The 14,184-nt window shown below is 38.1% G+C and carries 12 protein-coding genes and 2 pseudogenes; 9 read left to right on the top strand and 5 right to left on the bottom strand.

The genetic code is table 11. The features are described from left to right. The first annotated feature begins 117 nt into the window (after positions 1 to 117). Positions 118 to 1,208 (top strand): IS4-like element ISAba33 family transposase gene (locus HMPREF0014_RS25960; protein WP_152024001.1). Its coding sequence is split into 2 segments (ribosomal slippage): positions 118 to 658 and positions 658 to 1,208, totalling 1,092 coding nucleotides; the frame shifts between segments, so codons are not numbered across the junction. Between the two features lie 103 nt (positions 1,209 to 1,311). Here the strand turns inward: HMPREF0014_RS25960 and lipA are convergent. After that, on the bottom strand, positions 1,312 to 2,325 hold the full coding sequence (gene lipA, locus HMPREF0014_RS15565) for a lipoyl synthase (RefSeq protein ID WP_001289255.1): 1,014 nt from the start codon (positions 2,323 to 2,325) through the stop codon (positions 1,312 to 1,314). A gap of 196 nt (positions 2,326 to 2,521) precedes the next feature. On the opposite strand from lipA, the gene sthA reads away from it, so the two are divergent. Beyond that, the gene (gene sthA / locus HMPREF0014_RS15560; RefSeq protein WP_002052850.1) at positions 2,522 to 3,934 is read left to right on the top strand and encodes a Si-specific NAD(P)(+) transhydrogenase; all 1,413 of its coding nucleotides are present in this window, start codon (positions 2,522 to 2,524) and stop codon (positions 3,932 to 3,934) included. Positions 3,935 to 4,177: 243 nt separating this feature from the next. Here the strand turns inward: sthA and HMPREF0014_RS15550 are convergent, their stop codons facing one another. From HMPREF0014_RS15550 to map, 4 genes are all read right to left on the bottom strand, one after another. Beyond that, complete coding sequence (locus HMPREF0014_RS15550) at positions 4,178 to 5,392, bottom strand: MFS transporter (protein ID WP_006581671.1); 1,215 nt, start codon at positions 5,390 to 5,392, stop codon at positions 4,178 to 4,180. Between the two features lie 169 nt (positions 5,393 to 5,561). Further along, complete coding sequence (locus tag HMPREF0014_RS15545) at positions 5,562 to 6,908, bottom strand: MFS transporter (protein ID WP_004707755.1); 1,347 nt, start codon at positions 6,906 to 6,908, stop codon at positions 5,562 to 5,564. 403 nt (positions 6,909 to 7,311) lie between these two features. After that, a complete protein-coding gene (locus HMPREF0014_RS15540) occupies positions 7,312 to 8,367 on the bottom strand; it encodes an OmpW family outer membrane protein (RefSeq protein ID WP_004886163.1) in 1,056 nt (351 codons plus the stop codon). A 206-nt stretch (positions 8,368 to 8,573) separates the two neighbouring features. Further along, positions 8,574 to 9,398, bottom strand: coding sequence for a type I methionyl aminopeptidase (gene map, locus HMPREF0014_RS15535; RefSeq protein ID WP_004707758.1), 825 nt, complete (start codon positions 9,396 to 9,398; stop codon positions 8,574 to 8,576). 210 nt (positions 9,399 to 9,608) lie between these two features. On the opposite strand from map, the gene rpsB reads away from it, so the two are divergent. From rpsB to HMPREF0014_RS25500, 7 genes and pseudogenes are all read left to right on the top strand, one after another. Next, positions 9,609 to 10,361, top strand: coding sequence for a 30S ribosomal protein S2 (gene rpsB / locus HMPREF0014_RS15530; protein ID WP_001982118.1), 753 nt, complete (start codon positions 9,609 to 9,611; stop codon positions 10,359 to 10,361). 137 nt (positions 10,362 to 10,498) lie between these two features. Beyond that, on the top strand, positions 10,499 to 11,374 hold the full coding sequence (gene tsf, locus HMPREF0014_RS15525; protein ID WP_002052897.1) for a translation elongation factor Ts: 876 nt from the start codon (positions 10,499 to 10,501) through the stop codon (positions 11,372 to 11,374). A gap of 64 nt (positions 11,375 to 11,438) precedes the next feature. Continuing rightward, complete coding sequence (locus tag HMPREF0014_RS15520) at positions 11,439 to 11,921, top strand: DUF3465 domain-containing protein (RefSeq protein WP_004886166.1); 483 nt, start codon at positions 11,439 to 11,441, stop codon at positions 11,919 to 11,921. Between the two features lie 96 nt (positions 11,922 to 12,017). Continuing rightward, positions 12,018 to 12,841, top strand: a pseudogene (locus HMPREF0014_RS15515) (AraC family transcriptional regulator). Positions 12,842 to 12,935: 94 nt separating this feature from the next. Next, the gene (locus HMPREF0014_RS15510) at positions 12,936 to 13,652 is read left to right on the top strand and encodes an AzlC family ABC transporter permease (protein ID WP_004886170.1); all 717 of its coding nucleotides are present in this window, start codon (positions 12,936 to 12,938) and stop codon (positions 13,650 to 13,652) included. Between the two features lies 1 nt (position 13,653). Continuing rightward, positions 13,654 to 13,971, top strand: coding sequence for an AzlD domain-containing protein (locus HMPREF0014_RS15505; protein WP_004886172.1), 318 nt, complete (start codon positions 13,654 to 13,656; stop codon positions 13,969 to 13,971). Positions 13,972 to 14,039: 68 nt separating this feature from the next. Further along, positions 14,040 to 14,184: pseudogene (locus HMPREF0014_RS25500) on the top strand (IS5/IS1182 family transposase); the annotation flags it as partial.

Raw genomic sequence — 14,184 nt, 5'->3', positions numbered from 1 at the left:
TAAGATATTTTTAAATGAATGTGTAATGGCTTGTTTTATCGATTTGCTTTGTACACGACAAAAAAAGATAACTCATTGAAATAATGGCATAATACTTGTTTTCTGACGACGAATATGATGACACATTTCAATGAGTTACATCTCATCTTAAACAAATATCTAAAGTGGAACAAGTCACATGTAAAATGTTTTACACTGATTATGATTGCATTAATTGTAAAACAGACATGTAATCTTTCTTCTGCATCTAAAGCCTTACCCATCAAGTGCTTACCACAATCATTTTATCGACGTATACAACGCTTCTTTGCAGGTCAGTATTTTGATTATCGTCAAATTTCTCAGTTAATTTTCAATATATTTTCATTCGACAAAGTGCAACTGACTTTAGATAGAACCAATTGGAAATGGGGAAAACGAGATATCAATATCTTGATGTTAGCCATCGTCTATCGTGGAATAGCGATACCTATTGTTTGGACATTGCTCAATAAACGTGGAAATTCAGATACAAAAGAGCGTATTGCTTTGATTCAACGCTTTATCTCTATTTTTGGTAAAGACCGTATTGTGAATGTGTTCGCAGACAGAGAATTTATCGGTGAGAAATGGTTTACATGGTTAATTGAAAATGACATTAACTTCTGTATACGTGTTAAAAAAACTTTATTGTGACCAATCACTTAGCCAGGAATCATAAAATTAGTGATTTATTTCGTCATCTTCAAGTTGGTCAAACTGAATGTCGTAAACGACGTATTTGGGTTGGTCGAGTAAAACTGTATATTAGTGCGCTACGATTAGAAGATGGAGAACTTTTACTTGTTGTTTCTCCTATGTTTAATGCTTCTGCTATTCGTGATTATGCATTACGCTGGGAAATCGAAACCTTATTTAGTTGTCTCAAAGGACGTGGATTCAATCTTGAAAATACTCGTTTAACAGACCCTAGACGAGTCAAGAAATTGATAGCAGTGCTAGCTATCGGTTTCTGTTGGTGCTATTTAACAGGTGAATGGCAACATGATCGAAAAAAAGCGATAAAAATAAAGAAGCATGGACGACTTTCAGTAAGTTTATTTCGCTACGGTTTGGACTATGTTCAAATGGCTATTCTACGTTTGATTGGTTTTGGAAAAAAAGAAGAATTTAAGAAAGTGCTAGCAATTTTAAGAAAGAAAAAGCCTGATAGGACAAGGATCCTATGAAATTTGTCGTGTACAGAGATCGATTTGTCAAGAAATGTTATTGATTTTCTTATACAAATAAAAAGCCCTCAGATTAGAGGGCTTTTTAAAAAGATTTACTAGATTAAGCTTCGACGACCTGAACCGCGATTTTTTTAGCAGGATCTACTTTACGACGAACTTCTGGTACTGGTTCACCATGATATTGGCGGTCAGCAAAATAACTTGAACGAACCATTGGTGCAGACCAGATATTTCTAAAGCCAAGTTTACGGCCATGCTCTGCATAGCGTTCAAACTCTTCTGGTGTTACAAAACGGTCAATTGGCGCGTGTTGTTTAGAAGGTTGTAAATATTGACCGATAGTCACATAGTCGACATCGTGAGCACGTAAGTCATCAAGTAATGCAATCACTTCTTCTTCAGTTTCACCAATACCTACCATCAAACCACATTTTGTTGGAATGTCAGGGCAGTATTCTTTAAACATTTTCAATAAGTTTAAAGAATGTTGGTAATCTGAACCTGGACGCATGGCTTTATACAGACGAGGTACAGTCTCAATGTTGTGGTTAAATACGTCTGGTGGACATTCAGTCATAATGCGTAAAGCAATATCCATACGTCCACGGAAGTCTGGCACTAAAATTTCGAGTAATGTATTTGGACTAAGCGCACGAGCTTCTTTAATACAGTCCACAAAGTGTTGTGCACCGCCGTCGAGTAAGTCATCACGGTCAACCGAAGTAATTACTGCATATTTGAGCTTAAGATTGGCAATTGTCTCTGCCATGTGACGAGGCTCATCAGGGTCTAATGCATTTGGACGACCATGTGCTACATCACAGAACGGGCAACGACGTGTACAAATATCGCCCATAATCATGAATGTTGCTGTACCACCACCAAAACACTCTGGTAAGTTAGGACAAGCTGCTTCTTCACAAACGGTATGGAGTTTTTGAGCACGTAAAGTCGTTTTAATACGCTGAACTTCTTCTGGTGCCGTCATCTTGACACGAATCCAGTCAGGTTTACGCGGCACTTCAACCGTAGGTACAACTTTTACAGGAATTCTTGCGACTTTTTCAGCGCCACGAAGTTTTACACCCTGTTCAGGTTTACGGTGTTCTGACATATTTAACTTTTCCACTCGTTTATAGAGACATTGACATTGTATTATAGCGGAGTTCTTTGGTTAATAGCGGAAAATAACTATTCATATAATAAATGTGGTTATTCAGAAATATAGGGTTGAGAAATACATAAATTCACCGCATATTAGTCATAATCTATTATAAAATATGGTCATTCAAGAGAGGAAGGAGCTTTCAATGCCACGTAAAAAAGAGGTCGTTAGTGGGAATTTCGTTAAGTACGATACGGTAGTTCTCGGTTCTGGACCTGCAGGTGAAGGCGCGGCAATGAAGCTTGCAAAAGCGGGTAAGCGTGTTGCAATTGTAGATGTGCGTGATCAACTTGGTGGTAACTGTGCTCACGTAGGGACTATTCCAAGTAAAGCATTGCGTCAAACAGTATCTAGTATTATCCGCTATCAACGTGATCCAATGTTTCAAAAAGTAGGTGAATGGAAACAGTTCACCATGAAGCAGGTTTTGCGTAATGCACACAAAGTAATTCAACAACAAGTTGATACACATACACGCTTTTATGATCGTAACAAAATCGGTGTATTCCATGGCCGTGCATATATTCAAGATAAAAATACAGTTTTAGTTTTTAGCCATGAAGGTATTAAAGAAACAATTATCTGTAAGCAAATCGTGATTGCGACAGGTAGTCGTCCTTATCATCCACAAGGTCTCGACTTTGACCATCCTCGCGTATTTGATTCAGATAAAATTCTTGATCTTGATTATTCAATTCAAAAAATCATTATTTACGGCGCAGGCGTTATTGGCTGTGAATATGCTTCAATCTTTATTGGTTTAGACCATAAAGTTGATTTAATTAATACTCAGCAAAAACTATTAAGTTATTTAGATGATGAAATTGCTGATGCTCTGTCTTATCACTTACGTGAGCAAGGAGTGTTAATTCGCCACAACGAGCAAATGGATCATCTTGAAACGTTTGATGACCACGTTGTTTTACACTTACAAAGTGGTAAAAAGATTAAAGCTGATGCGATTCTTTGGTGTAATGGCCGTTCAGGAAATACAGAAGGTTTGGGCCTTGAAAATGTCGGATTAGTACCAAATAGTCGTGGTCAACTTTCTGTAAATGATCAGTATCAAACTGAAGTTGAAAACATCTATGCTGCTGGTGATGTGATTGGTTGGCCTTCACTTGCTTCAGCTGCTTATGACCAAGGACGCTGTGCTGGTGCGAACATGAGTGGTGAAGATGCGAAGCCAGTGCGTGATATTCCAACAGGTATCTATACAATTCCTGAAATTTCTTCGATTGGTAAGAATGAACAGGAATTAACGGAAGAGAAAATTCCATATGAAGTGGGACAGGCATCTTTCCGACATTTAGCACGTGCACAAATTACGGGTGATACCGTGGGTGAGTTGAAGATACTTTTCCACCGCGACACTTTAGAAGTTTTAGGTATTCACTGTTTTGGTAATAATGCTGCCGAAATTATCCACATTGGGCAGGCAGTTATGCACAGCCCAAATAATACCTTGAAATATTTTGTTGAAACGACGTTTAACTATCCAACAATGGCTGAAGCATATCGTGTAGCTGCACTTAATGGTATGAATCGTTTATTTTGATTTTAAATAAGTTTTTCATAAAAAAGCCCGCAAACTTGCGGGCTTTTTTATTTTCATTAGACCATACGATTTTTATATTTTTATGACAATCTACAGAGTGATTTTCGTGTCTCATCTATTTAGTGTGGACAAAATGCTTGATTAAAATATTCAAATAAATCAGGTGTCTGCTTCCATAATACGATAGAAAGAACCAGAAGAGCGGCAATGAAGAAAGTCATAATTGTTTTCAAAAGTAAGGCATTATGCGTCATGAATAACAGCCTCCTCATTTACAAAGAAATGTACGATTACCCCTAATATACTCAATGCAATAGAGCAGAGCCAAATCGCATTGTAATTACCTGTTAAGTCATGGTTAACACCACCAAGCCAACCGCCAAAGAAAGAACCAACTTGATGGGTGAAAAACACGATTCCGCTCAGCATTGAAAGATATTTAACACCAAACATATTTGCCACAATGCCGTTTGTAAGCGGAACTGTAGAGAGCCATAGAAGTCCCATGATGATGCCAAAAGCATAGACCGTATAAGTGCTTAAAGGTAATAATAGAAAGGCAATGATTGCGATGCCACGGCTTCCGTAAAGTGCCATTAATAATTTAGGTTTCGAGAAACGGTCTCCCAACCAACCTGCACCGTAAGTTCCCACAATATTAAACAACCCGACCAAAGCAAGAAATACTGTACCTGTGGCTGCATCAAAGCCGTGATCGATTAAATAGCCTGGTAGGTGGACACCTAAGAAAACAACCTGGAATCCACACACTAAAAAACCTAAAGCTAACCACCAGAACGGCTTATGTTTTCTAGCAATATTCAGTACTTGTTTAAAGGTGAGCTGAGGTTGAGCAATTGCTTTGGGGGCTTGGTTGCTTGGCCCTTTTAACATCCATGCTAGAGGAATGATAAGAGCGATTAACAGCGCACTTACTATTAAAGCTGACGACCATCCCACTGTTTTAAGTAAGAGAAGGGTGGAAGGCAGCATAATAAATTGGCCAAAAGAACCAGCTGCACTGGCAATGCCCATTGCCATACTTCTTTTTTCTGGTGGAGCAGCTCGGCCTACTGCGCTAAGTAATACTGTGAATGAAGTGGCTGATAAAGCTAAACCAATAATAAGACCTAGGCTCAAATTCAAAATGAGTACACTTGAGCTAAAAGCCATTAAGAGTAAACCAAGGGCATAAAGTAATCCGCCGACAGCAACCACAACTTTACTGCCATATTTGTCTGCGATTGCACCGGTAAAAGGCTGCACAGCTCCCCAAATTAGGTTTTGCATAGCAATTGCGAGACTAAAAACATGCTGACCCCAACCAAAATCATGGCTCATTGGGACCAGATAAAGTCCGAAACCATGACGTACACCTAATGAAAGAGCCAAAATAATGGCACTACCAATGAGCATATAAATGAGTGATTGAGAAAACTGGTTGCTTGTTTTAGTCATTGTGAGTGTAAAGTTATAAGAATGTGATGAATCATTGTAAAAGATATATCGAATAATATCGATATATCTATAAAAATATTTAAGAAGAATTAAAAAGCTTGAAAGAGGTATGTGACGCTATAAAAAGTAAATAAGCAGAAATCATTTTAATTTCTGCTTATTATGAAAATTAAGCTGCGGAATTACGTTCAAGTAGAGCTTGTTCAAAAAGTACTTTTTCCTTTTCTTTATGCTCGGTTGTGAAGCGAATCAAAATTACGCTACAACCTGCAACCATAACCAGTCCACCTAAAATAAAGAGACAAGTTTGAACATCAAGTACACCTTTTAACAAGAAACCAGCTGCTACTGCTCCAGCATTCCCACCTGCACCAATAATTCCAGCAACACCGCCTAATGCATTGCGATCAATAAATGGTACCAATGCATACGTTGCGCCGCAGGCCATGTGAGTAAATAGTGCAAAGATAGTCATTGAAAGAATAGCGAGAGTGACACCGTTCATTTGAGAGAAAAGAATCAAAAATAAACCTTCGCCTAAAATCATGAGTACCAGTACCTTAGTGCGTCCGTCTAGTCCTTTTTTAAGTGCGACTTTATCTGAAATAATGCCTCCCAATGCCCGTGCGAATAATGCGAGAAGGCCAAATATTCCGGCCGTTAAGCCCGCAGTTTTTAAATCCATTTTGAACTGATCAACATAGTACATCGCTGCCACGTTATGGATAAAAATTTCGATACCAAAGCATGCGCCATAAGCCAGAAATAAAATCCAGACGCGGTAGTTACGAGCAGCTTGCATTAAAATTGCCATACCGCCTTTTTTACCACTGCCAACTTCAATACCTTGTGCGCGAACCTCTTTAAAATTTCCTTGAGGGCAATCTTGAGTTAGTTTCCAGTAAAGGACTCCCACAATCACCATCATTACACCAGGTACGATGAGAGCAATGCGCCAACCCATAGTTTGTTCGACACCAAACATGACAATTGCACCGAGTAATAAAGGCATTAACGCTTGAGTTGCACCGCCACCAGCATTGCCCCAACCAGCCGCTGCTGCATTTGCTGTGCCTACAACGTTAGGCGCAAACATAATACTTGTATGATATTGCGTAATGACAAAGCTTGCGCCAATTGCACCAATCAGCAAGCGGAAGAATAGAAAAGATTCATAACTGTTAGCAGCAGCGACACCAAATACTGGAATACTGCCGAGTAAGAGTAGGGCTGTATAGGTAATTCGTGGACCATATTTATCACAAAGTGGCCCAACAGCGAGTCGTACTAAAATCGTAATCGCAACGGCGGCAATATTAATATTGGCAATTTGATCTTTTGTTAAGCCAAATTCGCCTTTAATAACAGGCATTAGTGGAGCACATGCAAACCATGCGAAAAAACACACAAAAAATGCGAGCCAAGACATATGGAACGCACGCATGGCTGGAGTTGAGAAACTAAATAATTTAATCTCAGTTGCTTTTTTTGCATCTAGATTGATATTTGAAGACATACGTCGTCCCCCTGAACTGAACGAAATTTTAATTTGCATGACAAATTGAATTGTCTATATGCATACCGATCAGAGCGGACGTCATTGGCCGTCTTGGTTTATCCATTGAATCGCCATTGATTCATCATGTTGTAATAAAGCAAAGGACGTGCCAAAAAATAATTTTTACTAAGAGGAAAACTTTAGTTTTTAATTTTATTAAATTAGTTAGAAATTAAAAAAATTAATGACTAAAACAAAATTAAGAAAATAGGAAGAAAGAGGAAAATGATGAGAGATTCTTTTAATAAGAAATGCTCATTTTTTTAGCATATTGGTTTAAAAAGAAGCAGCTTTAATTTGTTTAATAAAAAAGCTATAAAAACCTTTAGTAAAGCTTTTATAGCTTGTACGCTTTTAAAAATTAGAAACGATAACCTACACCAACATATGTAATTAGTGGATCGATATCAATTTTGGTGTTTGCTTTGATAAGTTCTTTACCAGTGTTTTGGTCAGTAACATAAATTTTTGCTTCATTATTCATTTTCGAATAAGAAACGGAACCTACAGCAAACCAGTTTGGATTGAAATCATAAGTCGCACCAACAGTAACAATAGGTGCGAAAGTATCAGTTGCCTCTAACTTCACAATAGGGTTAGCTGAAGATGTTTTGCCATCTAAAGCTGCTCCAGCTTGACCATCATGAATATTTTGAATCATATGGCCTGCTTTAATTAAATCTGACTCAATCCCTGAATTCATTTTTAATTCATTAAAATAGGCATACATGACCCCGGCACCTACATATGGACGGAATTTATTTACCCCAGATTTACCAAATTGATAGTGTAGTTCTACAGCAGGTAACCAAGCACGTGCGGTAGCAGCTTTACCACCTTGAGTGAGATCGGTGATATGAATATCTTCTTTTAAACCTATCGTGCCAAGAGTGGTATTTGCTGAACCTGATAATGGTGCATAAATATTACCTTTACCTTGAATATCAACTTTAGGAGGGACACCTGCTTTAATTTCTAGAGATAGATTATCTGTAAAATTATAATTCGCCATGATCCCTAACGTGTCGACATCTTTTGCTTCTAAACCCGTACCTTGACTTTGCCAATTTGATAATCCATTTACAGTGGCTGTTCCGGTGAGTATTGAAGGCAGTGTATCTGTGGGTAAAATTTTGATTGCATCGTATAAGAGGGGATTGGAACTTCGGTCAGCCGCATTTAAAACAGATTGTTTTGATACGGAACCTACTTTAGAAGTAGTTCCTTCTGCAACACTAGTATTAATATTAACTGGATTTGCGCTTCCTTGTGGCATGGCATGTAACCAGCCAGCAGAAACCGAAAAACGCTTGAAACCATCACCATCTTTAAAACTAAAATATGGTGAAGCAGCGAAAGTGACTGTAGGCAGAGCAAAAAAGGCAGCTGTCATACAAAATAATGACTTTTTCATCATAAAGGACTCCATGTCCGGACATTTGTTTACTGATTTTTATTGAGCCCACCATAGCGCGTTTTATCAAAATGATTGTGTAATAAAAATTAATAATTGTAATGTTTTTGAAATATTTGTTTATATTTAGAAAGATTTATTAATAAAAAGTACAAAATAAAAAATAAAAGGCTACATAAAGTAGCCTTTTATTAAATCTGATTAAACTATTAATTGAAACGTGAGAGGTCTTCTTCAGGACGAGCTGTTAACACTTCAATCCCTGTTTGAGTCACTAAAATAGTATGTTCATATTGAGCAGAAAGTTTATGGTCTTTAGTTACAACAGTCCATTTATCACCAAGCAATTTAGTCTGCCAAACACCCGCATTGACCATAGGTTCAATGGTAAAAGTCATACCTGCTTCTAAACGCATGCCTGTACCAGGTTGTCCATAGTGCAATACTTGAGGTTCATCATGGAAGACAGTACCGATACCGTGACCACAATATTCACGTACTACGCTAAAACGTTCTGACTCGACATATTTTTGGATGGCATGGCCAATATCACCTAAATATGAACCATCTCTAACTGTTGCCATTCCACGATACATTGCTTCTTGAGCAACTTTACATAAACGGTTTGCCAAAATAGAAGTCTCACCACCCACGATATACATCATGTTAGTGTCGCCGTGATAACCGTCTTTGATCACGGTTACATCAATATTAAGAATATCGCCGTTTTTCAAGATTTTATTTTCAGAAGGAATACCATGACATACAACATGGTTAACCGAAGTACAGATAGAGTGTTGAAAAGCAGGGCGTCCTGGAGCACCGCCGTAACCTACGCAGGCTGGAATAGCGTGTTGTACATTTTCAATATGATTACGGCAAATCGTATCAAGTTCGAGGGTGCTTACACCGGCCTTAATATACGGCTTGATCATCTCTAGAACTTCAGCCGCCAGTCGTCCTGCAATGCGCATTTTTTCAATTTCATCTGGAGTTTTGATTAATCGACGTGGAGCTGTATAAGTACTGTTCATGATCTCTAAAAACTTTTGGTAATTTACAAGCGTCTATGGTATAAATAGCCGCCCATTTTATCAAATGCTTTTCGTGAATATCTTTTACGAAGAATTTTGATAGGTGGAGTAAAAAATCCGCACATATATCGTCACATTACTCTGGGTGCCCGTAAAAAGGTGGAGAATGCGGATATATGGAGGCCTAACCCAACTTTTAAGGTAAAGAAAATGGCAGATTACAACGTAAGCATGCGCGACCTTCTTCAAGCAGGTGCGCACTTTGGTCACCAAACTCGTTTCTGGAACCCAAAAATGCGTCAATACATTTTTGGCGCGCGCAACAAAATTCACATCATCAACCTTGAGCACACTGTTCCTGCGTTAAATGATGCTTTGAACTTCGCTAACCAATTAGCAAGCAAAAAGAACAAAGTTTTGTTCGTTGGTACAAAACGTGCTGCTTCTAACATCATCCGTGAACAAGCTCAACGCGCTGGTCAACCATATGTAGACCACCGTTGGTTAGGTGGTATGTTGACGAACTGGAAAACACTTCGCCAATCTATCAACCGTTTAAAAGATCTTCAAACTCAATCTCAAGACGGTACTTTTGCTAAGCTTACTAAACGTGAAGCTTTAGAACGTACTCGTGAGATGGAAAAACTTGAGCGCTCTTTAGGCGGCGTTAAAAACATGGGTGGTTTACCTGACGCATTATTTGTAATCGACGTTGATCACGAAGCGATTGCAATTAAAGAAGCTAAGAACTTAGGTATTCCTGTTATCGGTATCGTTGATACAAACTCTAACCCAGATAACGTTGATTACGTTATTCCTGGTAACGACGATGCGATCCGTGCAGTAACTTTATATGCTTCAGCTATGGCTGATGCAATTCTTGCTGGTAAAGAATACGCTCAATCTCAAGCGAACGCTCAAGCAAAAGGCGATGACGCTGCGAAAGACGCTTCTGAGGCTTAATGCGTTTTGACGCAGGCTTGTCATTTTTGCGACATGTAATGGTGGCAAATTAAGCGTCGAGAGTGCAAACGGCCCAGAGTTTCTTTGGGCCGTTTTTGTTGAACAGATTTATTTTCTACCGATTTTAGGAGATCAACATGACTGCAATTACTGCAAGCATGGTAAAAGAATTACGTGACCGTACTGGTCTTGCAATGATGGAATGCAAAAAAGCATTAACAGAAGCGAACGGTGACATCGAACTTGCTATTGATAACCTTCGTAAATCTGGTCAAGCTAAAGCTGCTAAAAAAGCTGGCAACATTGCTGCTGACGGTGCAATCACTATCGTTCAAGACGGTAATAAAGCGATCTTAGTTGAAGTAAACTGTCAAACTGACTTCGTTGCTAAAGACGAAAACTTCTCTAATTTTGCACACGCAGTTGCTGCTGCTGCTTTAGCTGCTGGCGAAACTGATGCTGCTAAAATCGCTGAATTAAAATTGGCTGATGGCCAATCAGTTGAAGAAGCTCGTATTGCGCTTGTTCAAAAAATCGGTGAAAACATCCAAGTTCGTCGCGCGAAAATCGTTGAAGGCGAAAACTTGGCTATCTATAAACACGGTTTAAAAATCGGTGTTGTAGTTTCTTACACTGGTGATGCTGACACTGGTAAAGGTATCGCAATGCACGTTGCTGCATTCAACCCAGTAGCAGTAAGCGCTGAAGCTGTTCCTGCTGACCTTATCGCTAAAGAGAAAGAAATTGCTGAAGCGAAAGCGTTAGAATCTGGTAAGCCAGCGAACATCGTTGAGAAAATGGTAACTGGTTCTGTTGAGAAATACTTAAACGAAGTTGCTCTTGACCGTCAAATGTACGTTATCGACAACGAGAAAAAAGTTGCTGACGTATTAAAAGCAACTGGTACAACTGTTGCTAACTTCGTACGTTTCGAAGTTGGTGAAGGTATCGAGAAAAAAGCTGAACTTAGCTTTGCTGAAGAAGTTGCTGCTGCTCAAGCTGCTGCGAAGTAATTCGTATCTTCAAAAAAAGCCCCTATGGGGCTTTTTTTATCCCTGTTGAAATCGGAATATAAAGATGACAAATAAAAAAAATTTGAGTATTGGCGGCATTATTGTTTTATTGATCGCTGCATATTTCGGTCTGGATTTATCTGGGCATAAGAAAAATCAATCGCCATCATCAAGTCCTGCCACTCAGCATACTGAAACTACGTTTTCAAATGATGGGATAGATACTATAAAAGCTGCCTATGACCGCAGACAAAGTAATGTTCAAGTGCAGGGAAGTGGTCGAGTAAAAGCAATTTTAAGAGAAGATAATGATGGGACAAAACATCAGAAATTTATTCTTGTATTAAAAAATGGTCTTTCAATTTTGGTCGCACATAATATTGATTTAGCACCAAAAATTGACGATTTACATAAAGGGGATATTGTCGAATTTAACGGTGAGTATGAATATAACGAAAAAGGTGGTGTATTGCATTGGACGCATCATGACCCACAAAACCGCCATGAAAATGGTTGGTTGAAACATAACGGGCATATTTACCAATAGAAATAGAGTATACATTTCTATCTAACAGCAATTTTGTTCTATGCATCTTTTTAAAACATGCTATGTTTTTTTTAGATAAATAGATGAGATGTATATATGCACCGGGAACAGGCTGACTACTTGCATTTGCGAGAGTTGGGCGGTTTAGAATTATTAAAAGCACATTACCATCAAACGCAATTTTCAAAGCATACCCATGAGGGATATTGTATTGGTGTTATTGAAGAAGGTGCACAGTCTTTTTTTAGGACGGGTCAATTACATGTCGCTCCTAAAGGCGACATTATTTTGGTGAATGCAGATGAAATTCACACAGGCTCATCTGCTGTTGAATCGGGCTGGCGTTACCGTGCAATCTATCCTACACCCGAAATGCTTGCTGAAGTAAGCCAAGATTTTTTTGAGCAAGGCCATGGGCACCTTGGTTTCCGCAAGCAGTTATTCAGGACTTGGGTTTGTCTCAACAACTTTGTTTATTATTTGATTTATTAGAACAAAAAGACAATTTTTTGCTTAAAGAAACCATGTATCTATCCACATTAGCATGTTTAATGATGCGCCACGGTAAATCACGGCACACTTTTTGTGAATTACCAGAAGCTTATTCGAAAATATTAAAAGTTAAAAATTTGTTGGCAGATATGCCTGAAAAGAATTTTTCTTTGCAGGAATTGGCTGACATGGCGGGATTAAGTGCTTGGCATTTTTTAAGACAATTTAAAAAACATGTGGGTTTGCCACCTCATGCGTGGTTAGTGCAGGCACGTTTGCAAAAAGCGAGACAGTTGTTAAAGCAAAATGTTCAAACTGTGATGGTTGCACAGCAATGTGGATTTTCTGATCAAAGTCATTTTAACCGACATTTTAAAAAGGCCATGGGTGTTACACCTACCCAGTATGTAGCAAGTCTTAATCTCTAAAATTTATTTTTATTTCTAAACGCAATTTTGTTCAAGAGAAGTTAACCTGCATAGAAGAAAATTTATAAATATTTAATATTATAGATGTCTAGAGATGAATACTCCTTTAAATCAATCTATTAGATTTTCTAAAAGCCGACCTCCGTATCTTTTTTTACGAGGGGCGGTGGATATACTGCCATTGTCTATTTCGGTTATTCCGTGGGCTATTTTGGCTGGTTCAATGGCAATTCATGCAGGTCTATCATTTTATAAAGCATTGGCAATGTCAGGAATTGTGTTTGCTGGAGCTGCACAATTGGTCAGTTTGAGTATGATGATGGAGGGTGCTTCATTATTAACAATCTATATCACGATTTTCTTTCTTACTGCTCAACATTTTATTTATGCATTAACTTTAAGAAATGATATTTCTATTTTGTCTTTGCCCAAACGATTAAGTTTAGGGTTTTTACTAACAGATGAATTGTTTGCCTTAAGTGCTCCGAACGAAAAAAGGCATCCTCATTATTTATTGGGGGCGGGTATATGTTTTTATTTATTCTGGGTAATTTTTAGTCTAGTTGGAATTTTATTGGCTACGGCGATTCCAGATTTATTGTCCTACCATTTAGATTTTTCGATTATTGCTATTTTTGTGGCCATGATTATCCCTATGTGTAAGGAAAAACCTGTCATAGCCGGAGTTTTAACAACTTGTTTTAGTGGTTTTATTCTCAAATTTTTTCATGTTGAAGGCGCCATTCTGATTTCCGGTTTATTGGGAATGCTAATTGCGGTTGTTGCAGAAAATAGAACAGGAGAAAAATAAGATGTCATGGCTCATGATTTTAGGATTAGCGGCTATTGTGTTTTTTAATCGTTATTATTTTTTGGAACCCAATGTAAAAGTAAAATTACCGGTATTGATGAATAAAATGCTGAACTATTCAGCGCCTTGCTTATTAACTGCTATTTGTATACCAGTAATTTTTTTTGAAGGAAATGAACTAAGAGGTCTTTTAGATAATCCATATTTATATGCGACAATATTTTGTATTGTAATTGCTTTTTATTTAAAAAAAGTCTTATCGAGTGTGCTACTCAGTCTAGCATTTTTCTATTTTATAAATTTTCTAATAAATCAGTAAACTTAAGCTGAATCGGCTTTGTTGCACAAAGCTATTCTTGAAGGCTTCTTCAGTAATATAATTTCCAGATGAAGAAGCCTACACCTAAAATCTATCGTACAACCAATTGGTCCTCGTATAACCAAGCTTTAATCAAGCGAGGAAATATTTCAATCTGGTTTGATCCTAAGACGCAATGGTATGCACAACCACAAGGCAAGCAAGGACGAAATC

The sequence above is a fragment of the Acinetobacter sp. RUH 2624 genome, from assembly GCF_000162375.2.
GTDB classification, from domain to species: domain Bacteria; phylum Pseudomonadota; class Gammaproteobacteria; order Pseudomonadales; family Moraxellaceae; genus Acinetobacter; species Acinetobacter nosocomialis.
This window is presented reverse-complemented; position numbering and strand designations above follow the sequence as displayed.

Coding starts and splice junctions, on each gene's coding strand:
- HMPREF0014_RS15540 (WP_004886163.1), bottom strand. CDS start 8,367: ATGATGAAAAAGTCATTATTTTGTATGACAGCTGCCTTTTTTGCTCTG.
- HMPREF0014_RS15550 (WP_006581671.1), bottom strand. CDS start 5,392: ATGACTAAAACAAGCAACCAGTTTTCTCAATCACTCATTTATATGCTC.
- rpsB (WP_001982118.1), top strand. CDS start 9,609: ATGGCAGATTACAACGTAAGCATGCGCGACCTTCTTCAAGCAGGTGCG.
- HMPREF0014_RS15510 (WP_004886170.1), top strand. CDS start 12,936: ATGAATACTCCTTTAAATCAATCTATTAGATTTTCTAAAAGCCGACCT.
- tsf (WP_002052897.1), top strand. CDS start 10,499: ATGACTGCAATTACTGCAAGCATGGTAAAAGAATTACGTGACCGTACT.
- lipA (WP_001289255.1), bottom strand. CDS start 2,325: ATGTCAGAACACCGTAAACCTGAACAGGGTGTAAAACTTCGTGGCGCT.
- map (WP_004707758.1), bottom strand. CDS start 9,398: ATGAACAGTACTTATACAGCTCCACGTCGATTAATCAAAACTCCAGAT.
- HMPREF0014_RS15520 (WP_004886166.1), top strand. CDS start 11,439: ATGACAAATAAAAAAAATTTGAGTATTGGCGGCATTATTGTTTTATTG.
- sthA (WP_002052850.1), top strand. CDS start 2,522: ATGCCACGTAAAAAAGAGGTCGTTAGTGGGAATTTCGTTAAGTACGAT.
- HMPREF0014_RS15545 (WP_004707755.1), bottom strand. CDS start 6,908: ATGTCTTCAAATATCAATCTAGATGCAAAAAAAGCAACTGAGATTAAA.
- HMPREF0014_RS15505 (WP_004886172.1), top strand. CDS start 13,654: ATGTCATGGCTCATGATTTTAGGATTAGCGGCTATTGTGTTTTTTAAT.